Consider the following 26,797-nt stretch of genomic DNA (forward strand, 5'->3'; position numbering starts at 1 on the left):
TGTCGCGGGGGACGTACCACCAAATGAATCGAGCCTCCCGATGTGATCGGGAGGCTCGATTTTTTTTGCCCTTTCTGCTTGAGGCGAGCCTTGCGGCCCGCCCCTGCGTTCAGGCTTAGTCGTCCAGCAGCGAGAGGTCGCGCACGGCGCCCTTGTCCGCCGACATCACGAGCTTCGCATACGCCTTCAAAGCCGCCGACACCTTGCGCGGACGCGCCTTCGCTGGCTTCCAGCCCTTGGCGTTCTGCTCTTCGCGGCGGCGCGCGAGTTCCTCGTCCGAAACCAGCACGTTGATCGTGCGATTCGGAATATCGATGCGGATCTTGTCGCCGTCGCGCACGAGGCCGATCGCGCCGCCCGCTGCCGCTTCCGGCGAGCAGTGGCCGATCGACAGGCCCGAGGTGCCGCCCGAGAAGCGGCCGTCGGTCAGGAGCGCGCACGCCTTGCCGAGGCCCTTCGACTTGATGTAGCTCGTCGGGTAGAGCATTTCCTGCATGCCGGGGCCACCCTTCGGGCCTTCATAGCGCACGATCACGACGTCGCCGGCCTTGACCTTGTCGGCGAGGATGTTTTCCACCGCCTCGTCCTGCGACTCGGTCACGTGAGCCGTGCCTTCGAACACGAGAATGCTGTCGTCCACGCCTGCCGTCTTCACGACGCAGCCGTCGAGCGCGATGTTGCCCGTCAGCACGGCCAGGCCGCCCTCCTTCGAGAACGCGTGCTCATACGAGCGGATGCAGCCTTCGGCGCGATCCGAGTCGAGGCTCGGCCAGCGCGTGTTCTGGCTGAACGCGACCTGGCTGGGAACGCCAGCCGGACCGGCCATGTAGAACGTCTTGACCGCGTCGTCCTCGGTGCGCTTGATATCCCACTGCTCGAGCGCGTCGCCGAGCGTCGGCGTGTGCACGGTCGGCACGTCGGTGTGCAGCTTGCCCGCGCGCTCCAGCTCGCCAAGGATCGCCATGATGCCGCCCGCGCGGTGCACGTCTTCGATGTGGTACTTGTTCGTGTTCGGCGCGACCTTGCACAGCTGCGGCACGACGCGCGAAAGGCGGTCGATGTCGGTCATGCCGAAGTCGATGCCCGCTTCCTGCGCAATGGCCAGCAAGTGGAGGATCGTGTTGGTCGAGCCGCCCATGGCGATGTCGAGCGTCATGGCGTTTTCGAACGCCTTGAAGCCCACCGAGCGCGGCAGCACGCGCTCGTCTTCCTGCTCGTAGTACTGGCGCGCGAGTTCGACGATGCGGCGGCCGGCGCGCTTGAAGAGCTGTTCGCGGTCCGCGTGCGTGGCGACCACGGTGCCGTTGCCCGGCAGCGAGAGGCCCAGCGCCTCGGTCAGGCAGTTCATCGAGTTGGCCGTGAACATGCCCGAGCACGAACCGCAGGTCGGGCAGGCGGAGCGCTCGACTTCGGCCACTTCGGCGTCGGAGTACTTGGTATCCGCCGCAATGACCATGGCGTCGATCAGGTCGAGCTTCTTGACTTCGATCGCTTTGGTGACGGGGTTCGCGAGGCGCGTCTTGCCCGCTTCCATCGGGCCGCCCGAGACGAAGATCACGGGAATGTTCAGGCGCATGGCGGCCATGAGCATGCCCGGGGTGATCTTGTCGCAGTTCGAGATGCAGACCATGGCGTCGGCGCAGTGCGCGTTGACCATGTATTCCACCGAATCCGCGATGATGTCGCGGCTCGGCAGCGAATACAGCATGCCGTCGTGGCCCATGGCGATGCCGTCATCGACGGCGATCGTGTTGAATTCCTTGGCTACGCCGCCCGCGGCTTCGATTTCGCGCGCAACGAGCTGGCCGAGGTCTTTCAGGTGCACATGGCCGGGAACGAACTGGGTGAACGAGTTGACGACAGCGATGATCGGCTTGGAGAAGTCTTCGTCTTTCATGCCGGTGGCGCGCCAGAGGGAGCGCGCACCTGCCATGTTGCGGCCGGCGGTGGAGGTTTTGGAACGGTATGCGGGCATTGTGGCTGTAGGAGAAAAATCGCAGAAAGGAAGCGGGCCACGGGAATAAAGGCCCCACGCATGCCCTTGCGAACAACCTCTTGAGCTGCGCTCTGGGCAGAACCCGTAATTATCCCACAGGCCTCGGCGCCGCGCTGTCCACGGCGGTTTTGGCGGTTTTTCTCGCTCCATCATTCGCGCTTTGCATGCCTGGACGCCTCCACATTTTTGGCGGCAGATGTCGAATGAATTCTGGCGGCGTATGGTGGCCATACAGCGTCGTGCAGACGCGCAAACTCAAGCACCTCGGGGGCAATATGAAACATTGGCAACACGCGCGGCGACGCGCGAATCTGGCCGTCACGGGCCTCGCGCTCGGACTCGTTGCGACAGGTACGGGTGTACACCTCTGGCTGCGCGCCGTGGCAGCCAGCAGCGGGGACCAGTCGGTTGCGGTCGGCGCGATTGTGCTGGGCGTCTTTACGGCGATCTACGCCGGACATGAAATCTGGCGCGCGAGGACGCGGTAGGGGCGGGTAAGTCACCGGCAGGTCCCTTCGCTCAGGGTTCCCGCACCTTGCACAAAGCGTGCGGCTGCACCAATACTCTGCGTCAGTCCCCGCGACGGAGAGACCCATGCCCATGCAGAACATCAAGCACGTCGTTGTCGTGATGTTCGAAAACCGTTCGTTTGACACGATGCTTGGCGGCTTGTACACGAACGGCAGCAGCCCCACGCACTTCCTCCCCGCCGCCAGCGCGGACCGGCCATTCGACGGCCTCAAGGCGGGCCTGAGCAACCCGACCCGGGCAGGCGGCACTATCGCCGCGACCACACCGGCCTCCACGGCCACGCTGCCCGACCCCGATCCGCAGGAAACGTTCGCAAACGTGCACATCCAGTTGTTCGGCAACGCCGCTGGGGCCGAGCCCATGTCCGGCTTCGTACAAGACTACGAAACGACCGCGACGACAGATGCAAGCCAGGTCATGCAGTGCCACAGCCCCGACCAGTTGAAGGTGCTCGCAACGCTCGCACGCGAATACGCCGTTTCGGACGCCTGGTTCGCGAGCGTGCCGAGCCAGACGTGGCCGAACCGCGCGTTTGCCCACGCGGGCACGTCGAACGGGCATGTCGACAACGGCGCCCCGCCCGATCCGTTCGACTGGCAGGTGCGCACCATCTTCAACGTGTTGAGTGACGTGGACATGAGCTGGGCCGTGTACAGCGCCGCGCTCGTCGCGCCGTCGCTCACGCTCACCATGTTCCCAACGTTATGGGATCCAAAATATAAAGCGAATTTCCAGCGCTTCGGCAACTTCGTCTCGGACTGCAAGAACAACACGCTGCCGCAGTATTCGTTCATCGAGCCGCGCTTTCTGCTCGATCCCAACGACCAGCACCCGCCACACGACGTCTATGCGGGCGAAAGCTTTCTCTACGACATCTGGCATGCGTTGAGCACCTCGCCCGCATGGCCCGAAACGCTGCTCGTGATCACTTACGACGAGCACGGCGGCACTTACGATCACGTCCTGCCACCCGCCAACGCCGTGGCGCCCGATACCGCAAGCAACCCCGGAGACCAGAACTTCGCCTTCGACAGCTTTGGCGTGCGCGTGCCAGCGGTCGTGGTTTCGCCCTATATCGCACCGGGCACGGTATTTCGCTCGCCCAGCGCCACGCCTTACGACCACACGTCGATTCTCGCCACGCTGCGCGACTGGCTCGACATCGCCCCCGCCGACATGCTCGCGAGCAAGCGCGTGGCGGCCGCGCCCACGCTGGCGCCGTTGCTCACGCTGGACACGCCGCGCACGGACTTGCCAGCCATCGCCGCGCCGCCTGCCTCCGGCTTTATTGCGACCAACCTCGCCCGCCCGCTGAACGACCTGCAAAAGAGTCTCGTAAGCGGCACGGCACGGCGCACCGGGCTCGACCCGGCGGCCACGCTCGGCGCGATGAGCACTCGCCAGCACGCGGTGGACTTCTTCCACAACCTGCTTTCGTCCGGACAATCCTGAGCGGATCAACGAACCGAAAGGGGCATGCGACGCATGCCTCAGGCTTCGCCCAGCCCCTCCTGCGCAATCAACCCGAACAGCACGTCCGAAAACGCGTTGGCGGCGAGCGTGCTCGATGCGTGCCGCCGCTTGAGGAGCGCAACCGTGCGCTGCGGCAACGCCGGCATGACGGGCAGCGTGACGAGCCCGCGATGCTCGCGCAGCACCGCCGATGGCAAGAGCGTGGCGAGCGTGCCGTCCTTCACGAGCTTGAGCACCGTGCCCACCGAGTTGGCCTGCAGCATGACGCGCGGAATCAACTGATGCGCGCGGAAATACGCATCGGCGAAACGTCGCACCACGAAGTCCGGGCTCAGCAGTGCAAGCGGCATCGCCGCAAGCTGGTCAGCCGTCACCTCGGCGCGGCGCCGCGCGAGCGGATGGCGCGTGGCCACAAGCAGCGCCATGTGCTCGGCAAAGAGCGGACGCACTTCGATTTCATCGGAGCGCACGTCCGTGAAGCCAATGCCGAGATCGATTTCGTCACGCTCGAGTCCCCCTTCGATGTCTTCCAGCGGCCGCTCGCTCACGTCGAGCGCGATAGCCGGATGCGCTTCACGAAAACTGCGCAGCGCGGGGCCGATCAGATATTCCGCGAAAGTGGGGGTATAGGCGAGCCGCAGCAGGCCGCGCGTGAGGTCGCGCACGTCGTGCAGCGCACGCTTGCCCGCGTCGAGATGCGCGAGCGCCTGGCGCGCGTGGTCGATATACACGCGCCCGAATTCGGTGAGGCTGATGGCCCGGCCGCTGCGGTCGAACAGCGCCCCGCCAAGCTCGTTTTCCAGTTGGCGGATCTGCTGTGAGAGCGCCGGCTGCGAAACGTGCAGCACTTCGGCTGCGCGCGTGAAATTCTTCAACTCCGCCACGGTGAGCACGTAGCGTATCGAGCGAAGCATCAAGATGGCTTGCCTCCCGAATGTCTCCGGATTCTTTTCATAAGGTGCGCTTATCGCGACGATCCAAATATCGTCTTGGACGCGAGCGCGCGCCCTGCGCAAAATAGTTTGCGACGGCCGCGATCCCGTGCGCATGGCGCGCGGCATCGCTTGCCGGACACCATTCTACCGGGGAGCAAACGGATGTTCGAGTCGATCTCGATGAGCGTGGCGGCGGTGTTCGCAGGCTCGTGCCTGACGTTTCTCATCGCCGTCCTGCTGCCCGAACCCGTTGTGGCCAAAGGCGCCGAGGGCGGCCTTTATGCCGGGCTCGGCAATGAAGATGAAAGTTTCGTGCGCGCGAGCCAGGCGCGCACGCGGCGCTTTCGCGCGCTGAAAACGTGGCGCGCGGGCGGCCGCCGTTCGCCGGGCACGACGGTAGTCGCGTGTTGCCCCGTCAATAGACGTCGCGCACGTAGCGTTTGTCCCGCCCGAGCGCACTGACATAGTCGTGCGCGGCCTCGGCGCTCATGCCGCCATGGGCCGCCACCACGTCCCGGAGCGCCGCATCCACATCCTTCGCCATGCGGCTCGCATCGCCGCACACGTAGAGGTGTGCCCCTTCCTGCAGCCACGCCCATAGCTGCGCGCCCTGCTCGCGCATACGATCCTGCACGTACACCTTCTCGGTCTGGTCGCGCGAGAACGCGAGATCGAGGCGGTCGAGGTGGCCGTCCTTGCGCATTTGCTCCAGTTCGTCGCGATAGTAGAAGTCGGTGGCTGCGTGCTGCTCGCCGAAAAAGAGCCAGTTGCGGCCCGTATCGCCACGCGCCTGCCGCTCGTGCAGGAATGCGCGGAACGGGGCGACACCGGTGCCGGGGCCGACCATGATCATCGGCGCGTCGCCATTACGCGGTGGCCGGAAATGCGTGCTTTTCTGCACGAACACGGGCACGCTGCCCTCGTGCGCGCGGTCGGCGAGGAAGGTCGACGCCACGCCCTTGCGCTCGCGGCGGCCGTTGTTATAGCGCACGGCCGATACGGTCAGATGCACCTCGCCCGCGTGCGCCTTCGGGCTCGACGAAATCGAATAGAGCCGCGGCTGCAGGCGTTTGAGCATGCCGAGCAGTTCCGGCGCGGTCATGTCGATGGGGTATTCGTGCAGCACGTCGGCGAGCTGCTGGCCCCAGAGCCAGTTGCGCAGATCGCCCTTGCGCGCCTCGTCCAGCATCTCGGCCAGACCGCGCGAGCGCGTGCGGGAAGCAATGAACGCAAGCGCATCGGGGCTCGGGCGCGCGATCTCGTAGTGCTTGCTGAGCGCCTCGCCAAGGCGCATCTCGCCCTGGCCGCTCACGGCAACCGACGTGTCGGCGGCGAGGCGCGTGAGGCCCAGCAATTCGTCCACGAGCGCGGGGCAATTGGTCGGCCACACGCCGAGCGCATCGCCCGCTTCATAGTCGAGGCCCGCCTCGCCCGTTGCAAGCGAGAAGTAGCGCGTATCCTTCGTCGCGCCCTTCATGTTCAGGCGCACGTTGCTCAGGAGCTTCGAGGCGGCCGGGCGCGCTTTGGTCGCCGCGCATCCTGGCAGCACCTCGGGAATCGAACCGTCGGCGGGCACGGCGTGCAGCGCCGCATCTTCCTGCTTGATACGCACGACGATCCGATCGAGCCATGCGTCTGCGGCGCTCTGGTACTCGCTGTCGCAATCCACCCGCTCCATGAGGCGCGTGGCGCCCAGCGCCTCGAGGCGCGCGTCGAGCTTGCGGCCGTGACCGCAAAACGCGTCGTAGTTGCGGTCGCCGAAGGCGAGCACCGAGAAGCGCAGCGATGCAAGACGCGGCGCATTCTCCTCCGCGAGCGCGCTCCAGAACGCCTCGCCATTGTCCGGCGCGTCGCCGTCGCCGAAGGTGCTCGTCATCAGGAGTGCGTACTGTGCTTTTTCGAGGCTGGCGAGCGGGTAATCGGCCATGCTGGCCGTGCGGATCTCGAAGCCCGATTCCATGAGCTGCGTGGCGTACTGCTCGACGAGTGATTCGACATTGCCCGTTTGCGAAGCCCACAGCAACACGACCTTCGGGCGCGTGTGCGCAATGCGCACACCATGCGGCTTTTCTTCAGGAGCGGCCGGCACGGCGAGCGAAGCCGTACGCGCGCCAGGCTCGCCGCGGCTGAACAAGCCCGCCAGCAGCCCGTCCAGCCATACGCGCGTGCCGGCCGGAAAGGGGGCATGCGCGGGCAGCACGGGCACGCCAACGGGCTCGGCTGCCCTCAACGAACGCAGGCCGCCGACAAAGCCCGAGAGGTACTGGCGCTCTGCGTCGCTCAGTTGTGGCGCGGCGATGTCGTCGAGACCGAGTAGCTGAGAAAAGGCATCGATACGGGACATGTCGAGTTCCTGAAACGGGTTGACGGCTTGCGGCGGGCTCGCGTCGAGCGTGGCCGCATCGGCAAAGGCATCGGCGGCATCCGGCGTGCGCTCGCTCTCGCGCGGCGCAGATTGCGGACCGACGCGCGAGAGCGCCACCGCGCAGAATTTCAATTCGGGCTGCTGGGAAATGGGGTCAACCGCATCGCTCGTGAGCGCGTTCACGCAGAGTTCCTCGCCATACACGTCGTTCCAGTGCATGGGCGCGAAACAGTTGCCGGGGCGCACGCGCTCCGTCACGACGGCAGGCAGCACCACCCACCCGCGGCGCGAACGCACTTCCACGCGATCCTTCGCGGCAATGCCGAGCGCGGCGGCGTCTTCCGGGTGAATCTCGACGAAGGGGCCCGGGTTGAGCTTGTTGAGCATCGGCACCTTGCCGGTCTTCGTCATGGTGTGCCACTGATGCTGTAACCGGCCCGTGTTGAATACGACCGGATACGTGCCATCCGGCAGTTCGGCGGGCGCGACATGCGGGCGCGCGAAGAACACACCCTTGCCGTGGGGCGTTGCGAAAGCGATGCGAGGGCGTGTGCCGTCTGCGTTTTCCTTCAGCGTCTGGCTCACGCCATCGTTCACATAGCGAAGCGGGTTGCGATCGTTCATGGCGTCCGGTGCGATGGGCCATTGCAGCGGCGTTTCGCGCAGCTTCGCGTGACTTGCGCCGCGCAGGTCGTATCCCGTCTTCGGGTTCGAAAACCGCGTGATTTCGTCGAATACCTCGGCGGCGCTCTGGTAGCTGAACGCGTGCGCAAAACCCATCTCGCAGGCCACGCGCGCGATGATCTGCCAGTCGGGCAGCGCTTCGCCTGGCGCTTCGACGGCTTGCTGCATGAGCGTCATGTTGCGCTCGGAGTTGATCATCACGCCCTCGGCCTCGGCCCAGAGCGCACCGGGCAGCAGCACGTCGGCGTATTGATTCGTTTCGGTGTCCAGAAAAGCGTCCTGGGCGATCACCAGTTCGGCGGCTTTCAGGCCAGCCACCACCGTCTGCCGGTTTGCGACGCTCGCAACGGGATTCGTGCAGATGATCCAGCACGCCTTGATCTCGCCCGCCGCCATGCGCGAGAACATGTCGATGGTGCCGCCGCCCACTTTCACGGGCAGCGTGCCGGGCGCCACACCCCACGCCGCTTCCACGAATGCACGGTCGTCTTGCGCGAGCACCGTGCGCTGGCCGGGCAGGCCCGGCCCCATATAGCCCATTTCACGCCCGCCCATGGCGTTCGGCTGCCCCGTGAGCGAGAACGGGCCGCTGCCGGGGCGGCAAATCTTGCCCGTCGCCAGATGCAGGTTGCAGATCGCGTTCGTGCTCCACGTGCCATGCGTGCTCTGGTTCAGGCCCATGGTCCAGCAGCTCATCCACTCGGGCGCTTCGCCTATCATCTGCGCCGCGCGGAGAATGTCGTCAACGGCCAGGCCCGTAATTTCAGCGACCTTCTGCGGCGTGTAGTCGTCGAGGAACGCGGGCAGCGCGTCCCATCCTTCGGTGTACTGTTCAATGAAGTCTGCGTCGGTGTGACCGTTCTTGTGCAGCAGGTGCAGCAAGCCATTGAGCAGCGCGAGGTCGGTGCCCGGCGCGATCTGCAGAAAGAGCGAAGCCTTGTCTGCGGTCGCCGTGCGGCGCGGGTCCACCACAATGAGCTTCGCGCCCGCTTTCACGCGGTCCATCATGCGCAGGAACAGGATGGGATGGCAGTCCGCCATGTTCGCGCCGATCACGAAGAACAGGTCTGCCTTGTCGAAGTCCTGATACGAGCCCGGGGGGCCGTCCGCGCCCAGCGAAAGCTTGTAGCCGCTGCCCGCGCTCGCCATGCACAGACGCGAGTTCGATTCGATATTGTTGGTGCGCACAAAGCCCTTGGCGAGCTTGTTCACGAGATACTGCGCCTCGATCGACATTTGCCCCGATACGTAGAACGACAGTGCGTCGGGACCGTGCGCGTCGAGCGTCGCGCGCAGGCGGCGCGCGGTATCGGCGATCGCCTGCGCGAGCGGCAGCGGCACCGGGTCCTCGTCGCGCGCATGGCGCACGAAGGCACGCTCGAGACGCCCCGACTTGCGCAGCGCCACGTGCGCCGAGGAACCCTTCGTGCAGAGGCGGCCGAAGTTGGTCGGATGCTCGGCGTCGCCGGAGATCTTCGCGACCTGACCGTCCTCGACGTGCAGGATCATCCCGCAGCCTACGCCGCAGTACGGGCAAACGCTTTTTACGCTCTCGCTGCTCATGCGGTCGATCGATATCAGCTTGAAACAGATTCAGGGTGCGCGGCGCTACGTGCGCGCCGCGCCTTCGTCATGTCAGGCGGCAACCCAGACCTGACCGTTTTCCACGCGTGCGGCAAACGCGTTGACCGAATGCTGGGGCGCTTCGATACATTCGCCAGTGGCCAGATCGAAGTGATGCTTGTAGATCGGCGAAGCGACTACGACACGCTCACCAAAACTGCCGACGAGTCCGCGCGAAAGCACCGCGGCATGCGAGTTCGGGTCGTAGTTGCCGATGGCGTACACGCGCGCGCCGCCGTCGTCGACATGGAACACAGCGACCTGCTCGCCCTTCACGAGCGCACACACGCCGGTGTTCGGCACGATATCGTCGAGCGTGCAGACGGGAACCCAGTCGCCTTGCCTAAGTTCGTTGCTCATTTCGTACTCCTCGGTTCGATAAAAGGGAATCAGACGGTTTCGACGACTACCGGAATCGCGCTCAGCGCTTCATGTCGCGTGAAATGCGGCGCCGCTTGCGACACCTGCGTGCGCTCCTCGGGCGTGGCCGGCCGGATCTGGCCGCGCTCTTCAATGAAGGCGACGTGCTGGTCGCCTGCATCGCTATTGACGAAGTGGCGGAAGCGGCGGCGCGTTTCAGGATCGGTCACGGCCTTCTTCCATTCGCATTCGTAGGTGTCCACCACGAGCTGCATTTCTGCTTCGAGTTCGGCGCCAAGGCCCAGCTTGTCGTGCACGATCACGTCGATCAGATAGTCGAGGCCGCCTTCGAGGTTGTCGCGCCACACGCTCGTGCGCTGCAAACGGTCAGCCGTGCGCACGTAGAACATGAGGAAGCGGTCGACGTAGCGCACGAGCGTCGCCTGATCGAGATCGACAGCGAGCAGCTCCGCATGGCGCGGCTTCATGCCGCCGTTGCCGCACACGTAGAGGTTCCAGCCCTTCTCGGTCGCGATGATGCCGACGTCTTTGCCTTGCGCCTCCGCGCATTCGCGCGTGCAGCCGGACACGCCGAACTTGATCTTGTGCGGCGCACGCAGGCCCTTATAGCGGTTCTCGAGTTCGATCGCGAAGCCCACCGAGTCGCCCACGCCGTAGCGGCACCACGTCGAGCCCACGCACGACTTCACCGTGCGCAAGGCCTTGCCGTAGGCGTGCCCCGATTCGAATCCCGCTGCGATCAGCTCTTCCCACACGAAGGGCAACTGCTCGACACGCGCCCCGAAGAGGTCCACGCGCTGGCCGCCCGTAATCTTCGTGTAGAGCCCGTACTTCTTCGCCACCTGCCCCACGGCGATAAGGCCTTCGGGCGTGACTTCGCCGCCCGGCATGCGCGGCACCACCGAATACGTGCCGTCGCGCTGAATGTTGGCGAGGTAGTAGTCGTTCGAGTCCTGCAGGCTCGCGTGCTCTTTCTTCAGCACGAATTCGTTCCAGCAAGAGGCGAGAATGCCGCCCACGGCCGGCTTGCAGATATCGCAACCGAGCCCCTTGCCATGTTTCGCGAGCAGTTCGGCGAACGTCTTGATGCCTTCCACGCGCACGATGTGATACAGCTCCTGGCGCGAATAGCGGAAGTGCTCGCACAGGTGATTGTTCACGGCAAGACCCTGGCGTTTCATTTCCGACTTCATGACCTGCGTGACGAGCGGCACGCAGCCACCGCACGACGTGCCAGCGTTGCATGCGCCCTTCACGGCGGCGATGGTCGTCGCGCCGTCGCGCACGGCCGCGCATATTTCGGCCTTCGAAACGTTGTTGCACGAGCAGATCTGCGCGGCGTCGGGCAGCGCTTCCACGCCGAGGGCAGGCTTCACCTTGCCGTCGGCCTGCGGGAGGATCATGAATTCGGGCGACTCGGGTAGCTCGATGCCGTTGAGCATCATCTGCAGCAGCGTGCCGTATTCGCTTGCGTCGCCCACCATGACCGCGCCGAGCAGCTTCTTGCCGCAATCGGACACCACGATCTTCTTGTAGACCTGGCGACGCTCGTCGGCGTAGCGGAACGAACGGCTGCCGGGCGTCTTGCCGTGCGCGTCGCCGATGCTCGCCACGTCCACGCCCATCAGCTTGAGCTTGGTGCTCATATCGGCGCCCGCGAAGTCCGCCGCAACGCCCGCCAGCGCCTTCGCGGCGATGCGCGCCATGTCGTAGCCGGGGGCGACGAGGCCAAAGATCTGGCCTTGCCACAGCGCGCATTCGCCGATGGCGTAGATGTTCGTGTCGCTCGTGCGGCACTGGTCGTCGATCACGATGCCACCGCGCGCGCCGATATCGAGGCCGCAGGCGCGGGCGATTTCGTCGCGTGGACGAATACCGGCCGAGAACACGATCATGTCGGCTTCGAGGTGCGTGCCGTCGGCGAACTGCATGCGGTTGGCGGCCGTTTCACCGTCGACGATCGCCAAGGTGTTCTTCTGCGTGTGTACGCTCACGCCGAGTTCTTCGATCTTGCCGCGCAGCATGCGGCCACCGTCGTCGTCCACCTGCACCGCCATGAGGCGCGGTGCGAATTCCACCACATGCGTGTCGAGGCCCAGATCGCGCAGGGCTTTCGCGCATTCGAGGCCGAGCAGGCCGCCGCCCACCACCACGCCCGATTTCGCGTGCGCGCCGCGCGCCTGCATTGCTTCCAGGTCGGCAATGGTTCGGTAGACGAAGCAATCGGCGCGATCGTTGCCCGCGATGGGCGGAACGAACGCCGAGGAACCGGTGGCCAGCACGAGCTTGTCGTACGCAAGCGTCTCACCGTTGGACACCGTAATGGTGCGCGCCTCGCGATCGATCGACACCGCCTTGGCATTGAGCACGAGGCGCACGTTCTCGCGCTCGAAGAAGCCGGGCGCCACGAGCGAGAGGTCGTCAGCCGACTTGCCCGCGAAGAATTCGGAGAGGTGCACGCGGTCGTAAGCGGGGCGCGGCTCTTCGCAGAGCACGGTCACGCGCGCGTTGGGTGCGCCGTCCGCAAGGATGCATTCGAGAAATTTGTGGCCCACCATGCCGTGGCCGACGACGACGATCTCCATCGCGGCCGAACTGTTCACTTCGTTCGTTGCTTGCACCATGAGCCTCTGCCAATAAAAAAGGCGTCCCGCGATTCCAGCTTCTAAAGAAGCCAGATTCGGGGGACGCCGTTGCCCTGAATACGAAACCCTTGTGCGCCGCGCTTGCTGCTTGCAGCCGAATCCCCATTGATTCGCTATGGCACTTGCTGTGAAGCAATACGCAAGCACTGTGCCAATTCGCGCGCATCCCGCACAACGCCCCGTCTGGCGGACTTCGGCGGTATGCGCGCAGGGCGTCCGGCACTGATGCGGCGCACGCATCGTGATGCAAGCGGGCACAAGATTGGTGCCGTGCAGCACATTCGCTGTGCGCCTCCCGCTTGCGGGTTGCGGCGTCGTCAATTGGGGGGCGCCCTGCCAGCGTGCGGGCGGGGCGAATGCGCGCGCGCTGGTCTGGAACTTGCGTTAGCCCGAGCGTCCGGCAGCGTCGCCGGGCGATGCAACTATGGGCCGCGCGACGTGCGCGGCGTGATTCGCTCTAACCGGACAATGGCGTCCCCTCGTCGCAAGCGGCGAGCGGACGCCATTTGTTTTTGGGCGTTCCCAACGTGGGTACGCGAAACAGGAAAGGAACACAACGATGACGACGGGCAACGAAGGCAAGGTCACGCTGGTGAGCGCGGGTCCGGGCGATCTCGACCTCCTCACACTGAAGGCGGCCAAGGCGCTTGCGAGCGCCGACGTCGTGCTGCTCGACGATCTCGCGAACGCGGAGATCGCTACGCTCGCGCCACAGGCCCGCGTGATCCGCGTGGGCAAGCGAGGCGGCTGCCGCTCCACGCCGCAAGCCTTCATCGAGCGCCTGATGCAGCGATACGCGCGCCGGGGGCTGCACGTCGTGCGCGTGAAAGGCGGCGACGCCTTGCTGTTTGGCCGCGCAGGGGAAGAACTCGCGGCATTGCGCAACGCGGGCGTGGCGGTCGAGATCGTGAACGGCGTGTCTTCGGCGTTCGCGGCGGCCGCCGGGCTTGGCGTCTCGCTCACGCACCGCGATCATAGTCAGGGTGTGATCTTCGTGACGGCGCATTTGCGCGACCATAGCGAGCCCGACTGGCAGGCACTCGCCGCGACAGGCATGACACTCGCCATCTATATGGGTATGAGCCGGATCGAGTCGCTGTGCGCAACCCTTGCCAACACACTCCCGGCGGCCACGCCCGCAGCCGTCGTGCAATGGGCGGGCAGCGCGAACGAGCGCCGCGTAACGGGCACGCTCGGCACGATCGCGGCACGCGCGCGCGCGGAGAACCTTGGCAGCCCGGCCATCATTCTCGTGGGCAATGCGATTGGCGAGGCGTCTTCGTTCGTTATTTCAACTGCATCATTCCCCATGGACGCGAACAAGAGGCCAATCACGGCGCAACGGCTGAGTGCGTGACCGCGTCATTAATCTCCTGATTATCACGCTATACATAGGAATACGAATATATTAAATAGATCAGGCCTTGACCACACATCTTCTCAACATCCACTGACATAAATCTTTCGTAATTCTCCCCGCACTATCGCAGCGCGCGATGCTTTCATTTCAATACGAAAAATAAAAACAGTAAGCAAAACAGCGCGTATCACTGTCGTACTAAAGAATTCCTGACCTTCGCCCTACTATTTTCGTACATGCCCTATGGAAATCCCCGATTAAATATTGCGCTCCATGAAAGCGCCGGGAAGGGTTGCCTTGACTAGAATGCAGACATCAACGTAGCAGGCAGCTTTGAGAAAGGCGATCTGCCGTTGCAAAGACTGCTCACGCAGCATTTCTTTCAAGCATTGCGCCACTACCTGCTTCGGTATTCGTTCGAATAGTATTCCTATATAAATCAAGCAAATCATAGGGCGCAGGTAAGGAACAACAAGATGAAGTTGCTGCTCGTCGAAAATAATTCGGGGCTTTCCCAGTGGCTCGTCAGTTTGTTGCGCAGCGAGAATTTCACCGTCGATTGTGTGGGCGACGGCGAAAGCGCGGATCTCGTGTTGAAGTCACAACATTATGACCTCGCACTGCTCGAAATGGACTTGCCGCGCTTGAGCGGTATGAGCGTACTTGTACGTTTGCGGCGCCGCCGCGACAACCTCCCCGTTCTGATGATGGCAACGAACGGCTCGATCGACGACAAGGTGGCGTGCTTCAGCGCCGGCGCCGACGACTACCTCGTCAAGCCCTTCGACACCCGCGAGTTGCTCGCGCGCATCAAGGCGCTGATACGCCGCCAGGCGAGCGACAAGGCAGCGCGCCTGAGCTGCGGCGACCTGCACTATCGCACGGACACGCGCGCCTTCTGCCACAACGACACGCCGCTGACGCTGCGTCGCCGCGAACATTGCATTCTCGAGGCGCTCATGCTCCGTCAGGGCAGGACCGTCTCGAAGCGCACGCTCATGGAAAGCCTGTTCGGCCTCGACGAAGAACCAAGCCGGGATGCAATCGATATTTACATCCACCGCTTGCGCAAGCATCTCGCCAACTCGAGCGCACAGATCCTGACCCTGCGCGGCCTGGGCTACATCCTGCGAGCAAAGGACGCCGCATTGCTCAAACCCGGCGAGGAACCCTGCCTGCAGACAGAAAGCAAATGATGAACTCCACACCCGCTGCGTGCACGCTCACCCCATGCGCAACCTGCCACCCAAACGAGATCGAGCATGAAAGCCTATGTCATCGAACAGCCCGGCGGCCCGGAGGTCCTGAAGATGCGCGAGATCGCGCCGGCCGCGCCTGGCGTGGACGAGGTACGCATTCGCGTATGCGCGTTCGGCATCAACCGCGCCGAAGCCGATTTACGCGCGGGACGCCTCGGGCCGATTGCCGGCTCGGTCGTGCCGGGGATCGAGGCCGTGGGTGTGGTGGCGGAGGACCCCTCGAAGACATTCCGGGTGGGGGAACGTGTTGCCACTGCGATGGGCGGCCTGCAGGTCTCGCGCAACGGCAGCTACGCGGAGGAAGTCACGGTTTTGCGGCGCAACGTCGTCGCGCTCGGGTCCACGATCTTGCCATGGGAAGAACTGGCCACGTTGCCGCTCGCCTATCTCACGGCGTGGGGGGCGCTTGCGGCGAGCCTCGAGGCGAAAGCCGGGCAGACCTTGCTCGTGCGCGGCGGGACGTCCGCCGTGGGCCTCGCTGCGATCGCCTATGCGAATGCCTTCGGGCTCAACGTGCTGGCCACGACACGTTCGGCAAGCCACGTCGAACGCCTCTACCATGCCGGTGCGCACGAAGTGCTGATCGACAGCGGAGAAGTCGCCGCCGCAGTCGCGCGTGAATGCTTGCATGTCGACGCCGCGCTCGAGATCGTGAGCGCGGCCAACGTGTGCGACACCGCGAAAATGGTGCGGCCGTTCGGCGGCGTAACCGTAGTTGGCACACTGGCCGGGCCACCTCTTCTCACGCCCTTCGATATTGCGCGCGATCTGCCGCCCGCGGTCCGGCTCAGCTTCTTTACGAGTGATCTGCTCGGCACAAAGGCGTTGCCGCTCAACTACGCTCCGCTGCGCCTGATCGCTTCGGGCATCGCCAGCCGGAGCATTGCGTCGCTGCACGCGTACACCTTCGAGTTCGACGAGATCAGGAAAGCGCACTACCTGCTGGAAAGCAACCGCGCCCTCGGCAAGATCGTCGTCCGCTTATAGCGGAGCGTCACTCGCGCGCGTGCCGCGGTGCCTTAGTTGCTTGCGCTCGCTTGAGCGCCCTGCACGACAGCCGGCGCCATCGCAGGCTCTTGTGGCAACGCCCATTCGAGCCAGCGTGCGCGGTGCAGCACCACCAGAGCGAACGCGGCTGCGGCGATCACGCCGAACGTCGCGAAGCCCATCTGGTAGCTGCCGGTGCTTTCCTTGGCAATGCCCATGATGACCGGCAGGTAGAAGCCGCCGATCCCGCCCGCCGCGCCGATGATGCCCGACATCAGCCCGGTGCGGCCCTGCCAGCGGCGCGGAACGAGCTGGAACGTCGCGCCGTTGCCAAGCCCGAAACACACGTAGGTGAACGCAAGCAGCGCAATACCCGTGGCGAACGGCGGCATCCACATCGCGAAGGCGAAGTCGCACAGTGAAATCGCGGCCAGCAGCACCACGAGCGCTCGCACGCCCGAAATGCGATCGGCGATCAGGCCGCCGAGCGGACGCACCATCGCGCCGGTCAGCGCGAGCAGCGACATCACCACGCCGGCCTCGAGCTTCGGTACCTGGTAGAGCGAAATAAGCAGCGTCGAGATATAGGACGACATGCCGACAAAACCGCCGAACGTGATGCTGTACACGAGCATCACGACCCACGTGTCGCTTTCCGTCAGCACCGCGCGATAGTGCCGCGGCAGCACGGCAATGGCGAGCAGCGCGCCGAACACCGGCAACAAAAGCACGCCGGTCTTGCCCGCACCGAACACGCCGGCGTGCACGGCGAGCACAAGCGCGATCAGCCCGGCGAGCGTGATACCGAACGAGCGCAATGCCTTCGCCGCGCTGCCGGACTTGTGGCCGAGATCGCGGGCCCAAAAGATCACGGCCGTCGCGGCCAGCGCGAGCAGCGGCAGCGCCGCGCCCGTGGCGCGCGCCCAGCCATAGTGGCTGGCGAGGCCCGGAAAGAGGAAGCCGTCGAGCACGGCGCCAATATTGCCGGCTGCAGCGAGGCCCAGGACGAGGCCCTGCACCTTCGGCGGGTAGTTACTGCCAGCCATCGGCAACGCCACAGCGAAGCTCGCGCCGCCCACGCCGAGCAGTACACCGAGCACGAGCAGCAAGGTATAGGACGGCGTGCCCGGCATCAGCAACAGCACGGCGGCGGGAATGGCGGAAAGCGCGATGCCCATCAGCGCAACACGGCGGCCATCGCAGGCCTGATACAGATTGCCGAGCGTCACGCGCAAAATAGCCGCACCGAGCACGGGCACCGCCACGAGCAAGCCCAGCTCGGCCGGCGTCATCGCGATGTCCTTCTGAATGAAAGGCGCGAGCGGGCCAAACATCACCCACACCGTGAAGCCGGTGTCGAAGTACAGGAAGCACGCGATCAATGCGCGCCAGTTACCGCTCTTGAGCGAACTTACCAGGTCTTTCACGAGGTTCTCCCCAATAGTGGATCTCAACCCGCAAGTCGGGCATGCATCCGTTGATTTCGGAATCCAGAATGTCTTTCGGGCGCGGCGTCACGCGTTTCGGGCTTGCCGACCACGCCTTGCACGAGCCGGTCCATTTCACCTATTACGTGCGCCAGCTCGGCTGTAATTACAGCGAATTCGCGGCCGAACTGGCCTGCGCGAGCGGCCGCCACCCTTGCATTGAGCGCGACGATGTTCGCGCGCAGGGAAATGGCGGCGAGCTCGTCGACGATGCCGGCCTGGCGCTTCGCCGCCGCCGCTTCCACGCTGCGCAATTCGTCCTGGTACGCCTGGGTGAGCGTTTGCAGCAGTTCGAGCAGCGGCGTGGCGGCGGCGGTGAGTTCCGTCACGGCTGCCTCGCACACGCCATCGTCCGTCGATGGCTGAACTGAGCGTTCGAGGCACGCGCACGCATGCTCGGCCAGCTTCGTGAATGCGCGAATGCGCTCGTCGGCCTTGCGCGCGCCGAAATAGAGTTCGCGCAAGGCGCTCGAAAACACACCCGGAAAGTGGTCGTCGCCTTGTACCAGCCGCGCGTGCGAAGCCGCAAATGTATCGAGGCATTCGCGCGCGATCACGAGCGCGGCGGCGTCGCCACGCAAGCCAAGCAATGCGTGCAGGACGACGCGCTGCGAGAGCATGCGCTGGCGCCCGGCCAGATTGATGAGCTCGCCAACGATTTCCGCCGAGATGTCAGGTGTCGTTTCCCGCATGTTCATCTTTAGTAGTGCAAATAGCATCGCCAAGGGTTTGCCAGACCAGGGGCGCACCGAGCGAAGCAAAAAAAAGCGTCCCGAAGCGCACCTGCCACGCACGCTGTGCCGTGGAGTGCTGCTTCGGGACGCCGTTGCCCCGCAAGACCGAAAAGCCCCGCGCACGGCGGGACGATGATGCAATTCACTGGAGCCGTCATTGGCCCCGGCAGTGATTAAGCAATAGGTGTGCCACACTCTGCGCAAGCGGCGCGCGCTCCGGCGCAACGCCCGGCTGGCGCGGCTCCGCCCGCTCAGACAGCGCGCCCGGCCCGCGCAGTCCGGACTGGCGGCGCACCACCAATCGTGTGCTTTGCATGACTGCTGCTGGTGCACTGCAGCGTAGACCCGCACCATCGCCGGGCACCGTCTTGCCCTTCGCCGCAACCGCCCTAAGCTTTAAACATCGATCGAAAGCCGCGCTTGCACGCGTACGCGACGCCGGCTTGGGAGGTGCATCATGAAACCAACTGCCATCGCCTTCGCGAGCGCATGGGTAGCGCTTAGCCTTGTCTGCGTTCCCATCCCGGCTGCGGCGGCCGCCTTGAACGAAGCAACGATAGCGATCGTCGCCGGCACGTACGGCAGCAACTGCGGCGCGCCACACGGCAATGTCACGCGCGATCTCGCCGAGCACTGCGACGGTTTGCTAACCTGCAACTATCCGGTGTCGATGACCGCCGCGCAATCGGGAGGCTGTCGCAATGACTACCTCGCCGAGTGGCGCTGCGGCAGCCAGGAATTCCACAACGCGGCACTGGCCGCCGGTGCGGGCAAAGGCGATCGACTGATTCTCAGCTGCGTGCCGTCGAGCGGTGCGGGACATTGAGGTGTGCGAATAGGAATCAGACTCGCGCCGCGCGCACGACGCCATTTTCAGCGCACGGCTAACCCGATTCGTCGCCGACCCAAGGCGGGCGGCAGATTCGTTGTCGCCTTTCATCGCGTGTAATAGACTCAACTCAACAGCGCGTTCCGCACAACTCGCAGGCGACTGCAAACATCGTGCAGTTGTGCTCCCGGTCACGGGGTCATGCCGGGAACGAACGCAACGTTAGCGGACAGTTTCTCGTACTACCTGGGGTTCTGGCGGCCCTCGCCGGAACGCGATAGGAGCCACGGCGCGCCCGAGTTGCGCGTCAGGCCAGAGGAGAGACAGACCATGCTGCTGCCCACTACGTCAACGCCAAAGGCGCAGTCCCGGGACTTGCTCGATGTCCTGATCCGCGCCGCGCTGATTGCCGTCCTGGCGATGTTTTGCTTTCGCATCTTCGCCCCGTTCCTCGACCTCATGGTCTGGTCCGTGATTCTCGCGGTCACGCTTTTTCCGCTGCAAATGCGGCTGCAGCGCAGTTTCCCTCACAAAGATGGACTCATCGCCTCGCTCATCATTCTCGTGGCGTTCGGCGTGATCCTCGCGCCAACCTGGCTGCTGGGCGTCGCCGTGGCCGATTCGATCGAGCATGCCATGGGCGTTGCGAAGAGCGGGACGTTCAATATTCCGCCTCCCGCCGACTCGATCGCACACTGGCCAATCGTCGGCCAGCGCGTATACGACTTCTGGATGCAGGCGTCGACCGACATTACCGGTCTCGTGCAGCGGTTTGCACCGCAACTAAAGGCGGCTGGCCTCGCGCTGCTTGGCACGCTCACCGGTCTTGGCGCCGCATTGCTGGTTTTCTTCGTGTCCCTGATCATTGCGGGCATTCTCATGGCGCACGGCGACAAGGGCTACCGCAGCACGGTGTTGATCGCTTCGCGCATCTCCGGCCCGGAAAACGGCCCGCAGATCGCCGATCTTTGCACGGCAACGATACGCGCGGTTGCGCAGGGCGTGGTGGGCATCGCATTCATCCAGATGGTGCTGATCGGCGTTGGCTTCATCGTGATGGGCATTCCGGGCGCGGGCTTGCTCGCGCTGGCCGTGCTGCTGATCGGCATCATGCAGTTGCCCGCCACGCTCATCACCGTGCCCGTCATTATCTTCGTGATCATGACGCAGGGCGTGAGCACGGCGACGATCGTCTTCTCCGTGTATGAATTCGTTGCAGGCCTCGCCGACAACGTCCTCAAGCCGTTGCTGCTCGGGCGCGGTGTGGCCGTGCCCATGCCGGTGGTGCTGATCGGCGCGATTGGCGGCATGGTCACAGGCGGCGTGATCGGCCTGTTCATCGGCCCGGTAATGCTCGCCGTTGGCTATCAACTGTTCTGGCGCTGGGTGAAAGACCAGCCTCAACCCGAACGCACACGAGAAGAACAGCAGGCTTGAGCCGCGAGGCCGACCTGTGTTCCTCTGCGAGCGCCCTCACTGGCTGCCTCTCGGTGCCTGTTGCATCAGCACGCTGCTGAACGCGTGCATGCACGTGGGCCCCGACTTTCAGCCGCAACATGAGAGCTGGAGCGAACACTGGAGCAGCGCATCGATCGATCAGGTCACGGTGATCGCTGCGCAGCCCGGTGAGCCGCCCGACGCGCGGCAATGGTGGCACGTCTTCAGTGACGACAATCTCGAACAGCTGATTGCCGCGGCCGATGCAAACAACGGCGACCTGAAGATCGCGGCATTGCGCGTGATCGAGGCGCGCGCCCAGCTAGGTATCGCGCTCGCGGGGCGTTACCCGCAGGTGCAGCAGGCCAACGCCGACGTGCTGGCCTCGGCACGCAAGCGCCACGACGGTTTCGACCCGCGTTCGGGCGCGTACGTTCAGTATGGTCTCGGCTTCAGCATAGGCTGGGAACTCGACTTCTGGGGCCGCTTCAGCCGCGCGATCGAATCGGCCGACGCCTCATTCTTCGCCGCCCAGGACAACCGCGAAGACGCGCTCGTGCTTGTTCACGCGCAAGTTGCGGACACCTATTTCACGCTGCGCACGACCGAAGCGCGCCTGCGCATTGCGCGCGAGAACGCGCAACTGCAAAAGCGCAGCTACGAGATCACGCAAAAGCTCTTCAAGAGCGGCGAAACCGACGAGCTCGATCTCCAGCAAGCGAAATCACAGTATCTCGGCACACTGAGCAGCATTCCTGTATTCGAAAGCCAGATTGCGTTGGCGCGTCACGCGCTTTGCGTGCTGCTTGGGCGCCCGCCCGGACCGTTGCCGGAACTCGACGCACAGCCTGCCAAAGCAGGCTTCGTCCCGCTCATCAACCGAGCCGTGCTTCAGGATGTGCCTGCGAAGCTGTTGCTGCGCCGCCCGGATGTGCGCGCGGCCGAGCAACAGATGGCCGCGCAGTCGGCGCTGATCGGCGTGGCGAAGGCCGATCTGTACCCGTCGATTTCACTGGTCGGCTCGCTCGTGTGGAGCGCCAGCTCGCTTGCCGGGGCGCCGAGCACGCTTGCCGTGGTGGGCGGCCCGAGCATCACATGGAATGTGTTCGATCACGGCCGCATTACGAACAACGTGCGCGTGCAGGACGCGCGCCTGCAGCAGTTGATCGTCGCGTATCAGGATACGGTGCGCGAAGCGGCGCGCGAGGCTGACGACGCCGCTACGGCGCTGAACGCGGCGCTGCAGCGCGATACGATCCTGCACGACGCGCAAGGCGCTGCGCAGCGCTCGCTCACGCTCGCCAATACGATCTACCGCGAAGGGTACTCGGACTTCCAGCGCGTGCTCGACGCGCAGCGCGCACTCTCCGCGCAGCAGGACGCGTTCGTCGTCAATCGCGGCAACGCCGTCAGCAGCCTGATTGCGCTGTACAAGGCCGTGGACGGCGGCTGGGATCTGCCGCAGCCGCTCATCGATCCCGCCACGCGCGCGCAAATGCAGCGGCGCACGGACTGGGGCGACCTGCTCGACGAAACGACGCCTCCCGCCGCCGCGCAGCGTCCTGGCAATCAACCGGATGGGCCGACACAATGAGCCGCGCGCCCGAACCTTCGAGCCCGCCGCCGGCACCGCCACCGGCTTCCGACTCGTCCGGCAAGGCGGTCAAGTGGATCGTTATCCTGATCGCCATCAGTCTGATCTGGTACCTGCTCGCCGACCGTTTCACGCCGTATACCCAGCAAGCGCGTGTAGCGGCCTACGTCGTGCCCGTTGCAGCCGAGGTATCGGGACGCGTGACGCGCGTGCTCGTGCACAACAACCAGGAGGTCAACGCGGGCGACGTGCTGTTCGAGATCGACAACACGCAATATCGCATTGCCGCCGACCGCGCGCGCGCCGACCTCGAATCCACGCGCCGGCAGATCGGCGCGAGCACGGCCGGGATCGAATCGGCGCAAGCCTCGTTGCGCGCGGCCCTCGCCAACGAGGTCAAGGCGCGTCAGGACAGCGACCGGCTGGAACGGCTGTATCGCGAAGACGAGGGCACAGTCTCGCTGCGGCGGCTCGAAGTGGCGCGCGCCACGCACGAGCAGGCACAAAGCCAGGTCGAAAGCGCCCGGGCCGAAATCGAACGCGCGCGCGAGCAGCAAGGCGGCAATGAAGCGGAAAACGCGCAGTTGCGCAGTGCGGCCGGCGCGCTCGAAAAAGCCGAGCTCGATCTCGCCAACACGCGCATTCGTGCGCGCTCGGCCGGCGTCATCACCGACCTGCGCACCGAAGTCGGCCAGTTCGCGGCCGCGGGCAATCCGGTCATGACGCTCATCGCCATTCACGATGTCTGGGTCAGCGCGGACATGACGGAGAACAATCTGGGCCATCTTCATGCGGGCACGCCCGTCGCGATCGCACTGGACGCGCTGCCGGGCGAAGTGTTCACGGGACGCATCCGCAGCATCGGCTATGGCGTGAGCGTTGGCCAAAGCACGCCGCCCGGCACCCTGCCCACCGTGCAGAACAGCCGCGACTGGCTGAGGCCCGCACAACGCTTTCCCGTGATCGTCGAGTTCGACGATCACGAACGCGCGCGGCTGCGCAATGTTCGTGTGGGCGGCCAGGCCGAGGTGATGGCGTTTCCGGGCACAGGCAACCCGCTCAACCCGCTCGGCCGCGTGTTCCTGCGCGTGATGAGCTGGCTCGCCTACCTCTACTGAGCGGCCCCAATGCAAACGAGCCCATCGCCTCCCGGCCGCCGCGCGCTGCGCCTGGCCACGGGCACGGCGCTCACGCTCGCTATCAGCTTCGCGTTCGAGTTCCCGATTCCGGTGATCGCGCCGGTCCTCGCCGTCTTTCTGCTGGCCACGCAGAACCGGCCGCTTTCGCTCAAGGCGGCGCTCGCACTCGCGCTGGTCGTTGCGGGCACAACGGGCAGCGGCCTGTTGCTCGTTCCTGTGCTGCGCTATTACCCGTTCGCCGGCGTGCTGCTCGTCGGGCTTTGCCTCTTCCTTGCGTTTCGCTCCGGGCTGCGCGGCGGCAACAACCTCGTAGCGACGTTCCTCGCGGCGGGCCTCACGATGATTACCGCAGCCGGCGTGGCCGACCAGCAACTGGCCGCCACGGTGGTCGGCGCGCTCGTAAAAGGACTGCTGCTCGCCGTGCTCGCTTCGATCTTGAGCCACGCCCTCTTTCCCGAGACCGGACCTGTGCTCGCCAAACCCGCCGCGCGCGTCATGCCGCAGGCAATGGCATCGCGCGTCGCCTTGCAGGCCGCGCTCGTGGTCATGCCCGCCTGGCTGCTGGCGATGAACGACCCGGCGAGCTACATGCCGATCATCATGAAGTCCGTGAGTCTCGGCCGGCAAAGCTGCACCACGTCGGCACGCGACGCGGCGCGTGAGTTGCTCGGCTCCACGGCGCTTGGCGGGCTGCTCGCCGTTGCGTTCTGGTTTTCGCTCAGGCTCTTTGTGAATATCTGGATGTTCTATCTGTGGATGCTGCTGTTCGGCTTGATCGTGGCACGCAAGCTGTATCGCATCCGTCCAACGCGCTACTCGCCTGGCTTCTGGCTGAACGGTCTCGTGACGATGATCATTTTGCTGGGTCAGTCTGTCCAGGACAGCGCGGCGGGCAAGGACGTCTACCGAGCATTCGCGGTGCGCATGGCGCTCTTTCTTGCCGTCACTGCATACGCGTGCCTGATGCTGCAGATATTCGAGCGGTTTGCGCCGCGTGGCTCTGTATCGCTCGAGAGGAACACGCCATGAACGACGCGCCCCAAAAAGCGGTCCACGCCCCGAAGGCGCGAGCGATCCTGCTGGAATCGGGCCGGACCATCTGGTATATGCGCCTGCTGCCCGGCGGCCTTCTACTGATATTCGTTATCCTTACTGTTGGCATGTTCTATTTCGGCGGCGTCGTGGAAACGCTGAACCGCCCCCCTTCGCCGATGGGCGAGACCGTGTACTTCTGCGCGATCACGGCTCTGACCGTCGGTTACGGCGATGTCGTGCCGACCATCGTGTTCGGCCGCATCGACGCGGTGCTGCTCGGACTGATCGGCGTCGTGTTTACCAGGTTGATCGTTGCCGCCGCTGTGCGCGGCGTGCAGGAAGCCTCACGCGAGGCGCGTGAGCGGGCGTGAGCAGGCGTAAGCAAACTCAAGCAGGTGTAATCAGACCCAATCGGGCATCGGGACCCGGCAGGATCGAACATGACGAACACCACCGTCCGTTGGGCGCAACTGCGCGTCGCGCTAATGAAGATTGGCGCGGCGGCACTCGCGGCCACGCTGCCCCTGCAAACGCACGCGCAGAGCATACCGAACCAACTGTCGAGCCGCACGGTGATAGGCGGCAACATCAAGCAACATGCGGATGCCGTGCTGGCCATCATGACCTACACGACGGTTCCGGACGTCACCACCAGTTCGCTTTCGATCAACAACGGCGCCACCGGCAACCCCGGCTTTGGCCAGACACAGCTGGGCGGCGGCTTCACGCTTAGCCGGACGTTCCCCTTGTATATGGAAGGCACACTCGCTTATAGCCGCTACGACCCGACGTTCATCGCCACCGACGGCGAGGAGCAGCGCGCGCTGCCCACGAGGTGGAATACCTTCAGCGGCACGGTGGGGCTAGGCTGGGACTTCCGCATCACCAACGAGCTCGTGTTTCGCCCGATCATAAACGGCACGATTGGGCGTGTTTCCAGCGATCTGAGAATCGGACAAACGTTGTTCAACCATGTCACGGACAGCAATCTCCAGTTCCTGAACAACGGCTATCTCGACGCGTACGGCTACGGCGGCTCGCTCATGCTCGACTATGAGCACTACCGCGAGAACTACGAAATCGACGCGGAGTTGCGCGCAACCGATATTTACCTGCGCAGCTTCGGCGGCAGCGCGCAAGCTGTCCAGGGCTCGGCCATGGCGCAGCAAGTGAGCCTCTGGACGCGCTGGCGCGCGCCAACGGGCTGGCACGCGCTGGACAAGCCTGTACGCTACGTGCTGGAGTTCGCCTACTCGCATTACTACGGCGACAGCGCCGGGGTACTCGGTTTCAACGAACTCACGTCGCTCGGCGTGGGTCTCGAACTCGACAGCAGCAGGTATCCCATCATCATCACCCGTACGCGGGCAATGGTGCGCTACGTGTTTGGCCACAACGTGCACGGCGTTTCGTTTGGCCTGGCGGTCAGTTTTTAGGATTTCGAACGATATCCATGACTGCATCCGCTTACGCTACATGCGCCGCAAACCCCGTGCGTTCCGGCGCAACGTCTTCGCGCAGCGTAAGCGCCGGGATTTCATACGCGCCGCCATTCTGCTTGCGAAACGCGATGGGCGCGCTGTGCGCCAGTGCATCGAGGCGCTCGCCGAGCGCGTCGAGCGTTTGCGCGTAGCGCGCGTCGTCCATGCGCCCCGTGCGGTACACGAGAAACGGTGGCAGCACGTCGTAGCCCGGGTAGTAGAGCACGCCATGATGGATCGGGAAGAGGATGTCGTCGATGGGCCCGTTCACGCCGCGCGGTCCGTAGTGCGACGCCCAGCCGCCCATGGTCACGACGAGCATCGCGCGCTTGCCGGCGAGCGTGCCCTCGCCATAGCGGTCTCCCCAGCGCACGTCGGAGTGCTCGCCCACGCCATAGGCGAAGCCATACGCAAAAACACGCTCCACCCAGCCCTTGAGGATGGCAGGCATGGAGAACCACCAGAGCGGAAACTGCAGGATGAGCGTATCGGCCCACACAAGCCTCGCCTGCTCGCGCGCGATGTCCGCGGCCTGAAGGCCGTTCTCGAACGCGTGTTTCGAATCGAGCGACGGATGAAACGGCGCGTCGCCGCGGCGCTCGAGACTGTCCTGCGCATCGATCGTCGCTTTCCAATTCATGGCGTAGAGGTCCGACACCTGAACGGCGTGACCCGCCGCCTCGAGACGCTGCACGGTGAAGTCCCTGAGCGCGCCATTGAGCGACTTCGGTTCGGGATGGGCATAGACAAGCAGGATATTCATGGCGAGGGCTCCGTGGTCTGACACGAACCCAGCTTAGTTGCACGGCTGCTATAGTGGAA

22 protein-coding genes are annotated in these 26,797 nt (G+C 64.7%); 13 read left to right on the forward strand and 9 right to left on the reverse strand.

Going from position 1 to position 26,797, the window contains the following annotated elements; genetic code table 11:
• Positions 1–115 precede the first annotated feature (115 nt).
• Positions 116–1,975, reverse strand: a complete 1,860-nt coding sequence (gene ilvD, locus U5A57_RS09885) for a dihydroxy-acid dehydratase (RefSeq protein ID WP_321910324.1) — start codon at positions 1,973–1,975, stop codon at positions 116–118.
• Between the two features lie 296 nt (positions 1,976–2,271).
• Between ilvD and U5A57_RS09890 the strand changes: the two genes are divergently transcribed.
• Both U5A57_RS09890 and U5A57_RS09895 read left to right on the forward strand, forming a co-directional pair.
• Complete coding sequence (locus tag U5A57_RS09890; protein WP_321910326.1) at positions 2,272–2,484, forward strand: hypothetical protein; 213 nt, start codon at positions 2,272–2,274, stop codon at positions 2,482–2,484.
• A 106-nt stretch (positions 2,485–2,590) separates the two neighbouring features.
• Positions 2,591–3,979: an alkaline phosphatase family protein gene (locus U5A57_RS09895; protein WP_321910328.1), complete on the forward strand. Its 1,389-nt coding sequence runs from the start codon at positions 2,591–2,593 to the stop codon at positions 3,977–3,979.
• Between the two features lie 38 nt (positions 3,980–4,017).
• On the opposite strand, the gene cynR is transcribed toward U5A57_RS09895, so the two are convergent.
• Entirely contained in the window at positions 4,018–4,914 is an 897-nt protein-coding gene (gene cynR / locus U5A57_RS09900) for a transcriptional regulator CynR (RefSeq protein ID WP_321910331.1), read from the reverse strand.
• 183 nt (positions 4,915–5,097) lie between these two features.
• Between cynR and U5A57_RS09905 the strand changes: the two genes are divergently transcribed.
• Positions 5,098–5,397 carry a hypothetical protein gene (locus U5A57_RS09905; protein ID WP_321910333.1) on the forward strand — a complete coding sequence of 100 codons (300 nt, stop codon included), beginning with the start codon at positions 5,098–5,100 and terminating at the stop codon, positions 5,395–5,397.
• Here the strand turns inward: U5A57_RS09905 and U5A57_RS09910 are convergent.
• The 3 genes from U5A57_RS09910 to nirB form a co-directional block, all read right to left on the reverse strand.
• Positions 5,351–9,547, reverse strand: a complete 4,197-nt coding sequence (locus U5A57_RS09910; protein ID WP_321910335.1) for a sulfite reductase subunit alpha — start codon at positions 9,545–9,547, stop codon at positions 5,351–5,353. The two genes, U5A57_RS09905 and U5A57_RS09910, sit on opposite strands and share 47 nt — an antisense overlap.
• A gap of 72 nt (positions 9,548–9,619) precedes the next feature.
• Entirely contained in the window at positions 9,620–9,967 is a 348-nt protein-coding gene (gene nirD, locus U5A57_RS09915; protein ID WP_321910337.1) for a nitrite reductase small subunit NirD, read from the reverse strand.
• 29 nt (positions 9,968–9,996) lie between these two features.
• The gene (nirB, locus tag U5A57_RS09920; RefSeq protein ID WP_321910420.1) at positions 9,997–12,573 is read right to left on the reverse strand and encodes a nitrite reductase large subunit NirB; all 2,577 of its coding nucleotides are present in this window, start codon (positions 12,571–12,573) and stop codon (positions 9,997–9,999) included.
• Between the two features lie 619 nt (positions 12,574–13,192).
• Here nirB and cobA point away from each other — a divergent pair.
• Positions 13,193–13,990, forward strand: a complete 798-nt coding sequence (gene cobA / locus U5A57_RS09925; protein ID WP_321910339.1) for a uroporphyrinogen-III C-methyltransferase — start codon at positions 13,193–13,195, stop codon at positions 13,988–13,990.
• A 260-nt stretch (positions 13,991–14,250) separates the two neighbouring features.
• On the opposite strand, the gene U5A57_RS09930 is transcribed toward cobA, so the two are convergent.
• On the reverse strand, positions 14,251–14,379 hold the full coding sequence (locus U5A57_RS09930; protein ID WP_321910341.1) for a hypothetical protein: 129 nt from the start codon (positions 14,377–14,379) through the stop codon (positions 14,251–14,253).
• 90 nt (positions 14,380–14,469) lie between these two features.
• On the opposite strand from U5A57_RS09930, the gene U5A57_RS09935 reads away from it, so the two are divergent.
• A complete protein-coding gene (locus U5A57_RS09935) occupies positions 14,470–15,189 on the forward strand; it encodes a response regulator (RefSeq protein WP_321910342.1) in 720 nt (239 codons plus the stop codon).
• A gap of 66 nt (positions 15,190–15,255) precedes the next feature.
• Positions 15,256–16,239 (forward strand): zinc-binding dehydrogenase, encoded by a 984-nt coding sequence (locus tag U5A57_RS09940; RefSeq protein WP_321910343.1) that lies wholly within the window; start codon positions 15,256–15,258, stop codon positions 16,237–16,239.
• Between the two features lie 32 nt (positions 16,240–16,271).
• On the opposite strand, the gene U5A57_RS09945 is transcribed toward U5A57_RS09940, so the two are convergent.
• Complete coding sequence (locus tag U5A57_RS09945; RefSeq protein WP_321910345.1) at positions 16,272–17,666, reverse strand: MFS transporter; 1,395 nt, start codon at positions 17,664–17,666, stop codon at positions 16,272–16,274.
• Between the two features lie 23 nt (positions 17,667–17,689).
• Positions 17,690–18,418, reverse strand: a complete 729-nt coding sequence (locus U5A57_RS09950; protein WP_321910347.1) for a type IV pili methyl-accepting chemotaxis transducer N-terminal domain-containing protein — start codon at positions 18,416–18,418, stop codon at positions 17,690–17,692.
• A 499-nt stretch (positions 18,419–18,917) separates the two neighbouring features.
• Between U5A57_RS09950 and U5A57_RS09955 the strand changes: the two genes are divergently transcribed.
• From U5A57_RS09955 to U5A57_RS09985, 7 genes are all read left to right on the forward strand, one after another.
• The gene (locus U5A57_RS09955; protein WP_321910349.1) at positions 18,918–19,286 is read left to right on the forward strand and encodes a hypothetical protein; all 369 of its coding nucleotides are present in this window, start codon (positions 18,918–18,920) and stop codon (positions 19,284–19,286) included.
• 333 nt (positions 19,287–19,619) lie between these two features.
• A complete protein-coding gene (locus U5A57_RS09960; RefSeq protein WP_321910350.1) occupies positions 19,620–20,726 on the forward strand; it encodes an AI-2E family transporter in 1,107 nt (368 codons plus the stop codon).
• Positions 20,727–20,769: 43 nt separating this feature from the next.
• The gene (locus U5A57_RS09965; protein WP_321910421.1) at positions 20,770–22,320 is read left to right on the forward strand and encodes a TolC family protein; all 1,551 of its coding nucleotides are present in this window, start codon (positions 20,770–20,772) and stop codon (positions 22,318–22,320) included.
• Entirely contained in the window at positions 22,317–23,438 is a 1,122-nt protein-coding gene (locus U5A57_RS09970) for an HlyD family secretion protein (protein WP_321910352.1), read from the forward strand. Before U5A57_RS09965 ends, U5A57_RS09970 begins: the two co-directional genes overlap by 4 nt.
• A gap of 9 nt (positions 23,439–23,447) precedes the next feature.
• Positions 23,448–24,488, forward strand: a complete 1,041-nt coding sequence (locus U5A57_RS09975; RefSeq protein ID WP_321910353.1) for a DUF2955 domain-containing protein — start codon at positions 23,448–23,450, stop codon at positions 24,486–24,488.
• Entirely contained in the window at positions 24,485–24,865 is a 381-nt protein-coding gene (locus U5A57_RS09980) for a potassium channel family protein (RefSeq protein ID WP_321910355.1), read from the forward strand. Before U5A57_RS09975 ends, U5A57_RS09980 begins: the two co-directional genes overlap by 4 nt.
• Before the next feature lie 114 nt (positions 24,866–24,979).
• Positions 24,980–25,930 (forward strand): hypothetical protein, encoded by a 951-nt coding sequence (locus U5A57_RS09985; protein WP_321910424.1) that lies wholly within the window; start codon positions 24,980–24,982, stop codon positions 25,928–25,930.
• A 31-nt stretch (positions 25,931–25,961) separates the two neighbouring features.
• On the opposite strand, the gene U5A57_RS09990 is transcribed toward U5A57_RS09985, so the two are convergent.
• A complete protein-coding gene (locus U5A57_RS09990; RefSeq protein ID WP_321910357.1) occupies positions 25,962–26,738 on the reverse strand; it encodes an NAD(P)H-dependent oxidoreductase in 777 nt (258 codons plus the stop codon).
• Positions 26,739–26,797 lie beyond the last annotated feature (59 nt).

The sequence above is a fragment of the Paraburkholderia sp. J11-2 genome (assembly GCF_905220185.1).
Classification (GTDB): Bacteria; Pseudomonadota; Gammaproteobacteria; order Burkholderiales; family Burkholderiaceae; genus Paraburkholderia.

What these genes read in the sequence shown, in the direction of transcription:
- U5A57_RS09905 (WP_321910333.1), top strand. Translation starts at nt 5,098, where the DNA reads ATGTTCGAGTCGATCTCGATGAGCGTGGCGGCGGTGTTCGCAGGCTCG.
- U5A57_RS09890 (WP_321910326.1), top strand. Translation starts at nt 2,272, where the DNA reads ATGAAACATTGGCAACACGCGCGGCGACGCGCGAATCTGGCCGTCACG.
- nirD (WP_321910337.1), bottom strand. Translation starts at nt 9,967, where the DNA reads ATGAGCAACGAACTTAGGCAAGGCGACTGGGTTCCCGTCTGCACGCTC.
- U5A57_RS09985 (WP_321910424.1), top strand. Translation starts at nt 24,980, where the DNA reads ATGAAGATTGGCGCGGCGGCACTCGCGGCCACGCTGCCCCTGCAAACG.
- ilvD (WP_321910324.1), bottom strand. Translation starts at nt 1,975, where the DNA reads ATGCCCGCATACCGTTCCAAAACCTCCACCGCCGGCCGCAACATGGCA.
- U5A57_RS09935 (WP_321910342.1), top strand. Translation starts at nt 14,470, where the DNA reads ATGAAGTTGCTGCTCGTCGAAAATAATTCGGGGCTTTCCCAGTGGCTC.
- nirB (WP_321910420.1), bottom strand. Translation starts at nt 12,573, where the DNA reads ATGGAGATCGTCGTCGTCGGCCACGGCATGGTGGGCCACAAATTTCTC.
- U5A57_RS09960 (WP_321910350.1), top strand. Translation starts at nt 19,620, where the DNA reads ATGCTGCTGCCCACTACGTCAACGCCAAAGGCGCAGTCCCGGGACTTG.
- U5A57_RS09990 (WP_321910357.1), bottom strand. Translation starts at nt 26,738, where the DNA reads ATGAATATCCTGCTTGTCTATGCCCATCCCGAACCGAAGTCGCTCAAT.
- U5A57_RS09940 (WP_321910343.1), top strand. Translation starts at nt 15,256, where the DNA reads ATGAAAGCCTATGTCATCGAACAGCCCGGCGGCCCGGAGGTCCTGAAG.
- U5A57_RS09970 (WP_321910352.1), top strand. Translation starts at nt 22,317, where the DNA reads ATGAGCCGCGCGCCCGAACCTTCGAGCCCGCCGCCGGCACCGCCACCG.
- cobA (WP_321910339.1), top strand. Translation starts at nt 13,193, where the DNA reads ATGACGACGGGCAACGAAGGCAAGGTCACGCTGGTGAGCGCGGGTCCG.
- cynR (WP_321910331.1), bottom strand. Translation starts at nt 4,914, where the DNA reads ATGCTTCGCTCGATACGCTACGTGCTCACCGTGGCGGAGTTGAAGAAT.
- U5A57_RS09980 (WP_321910355.1), top strand. Translation starts at nt 24,485, where the DNA reads ATGAACGACGCGCCCCAAAAAGCGGTCCACGCCCCGAAGGCGCGAGCG.
- U5A57_RS09950 (WP_321910347.1), bottom strand. Translation starts at nt 18,418, where the DNA reads ATGCGGGAAACGACACCTGACATCTCGGCGGAAATCGTTGGCGAGCTC.
- U5A57_RS09955 (WP_321910349.1), top strand. Translation starts at nt 18,918, where the DNA reads ATGAAACCAACTGCCATCGCCTTCGCGAGCGCATGGGTAGCGCTTAGC.
- U5A57_RS09895 (WP_321910328.1), top strand. Translation starts at nt 2,591, where the DNA reads ATGCCCATGCAGAACATCAAGCACGTCGTTGTCGTGATGTTCGAAAAC.
- U5A57_RS09910 (WP_321910335.1), bottom strand. Translation starts at nt 9,547, where the DNA reads ATGAGCAGCGAGAGCGTAAAAAGCGTTTGCCCGTACTGCGGCGTAGGC.
- U5A57_RS09975 (WP_321910353.1), top strand. Translation starts at nt 23,448, where the DNA reads ATGCAAACGAGCCCATCGCCTCCCGGCCGCCGCGCGCTGCGCCTGGCC.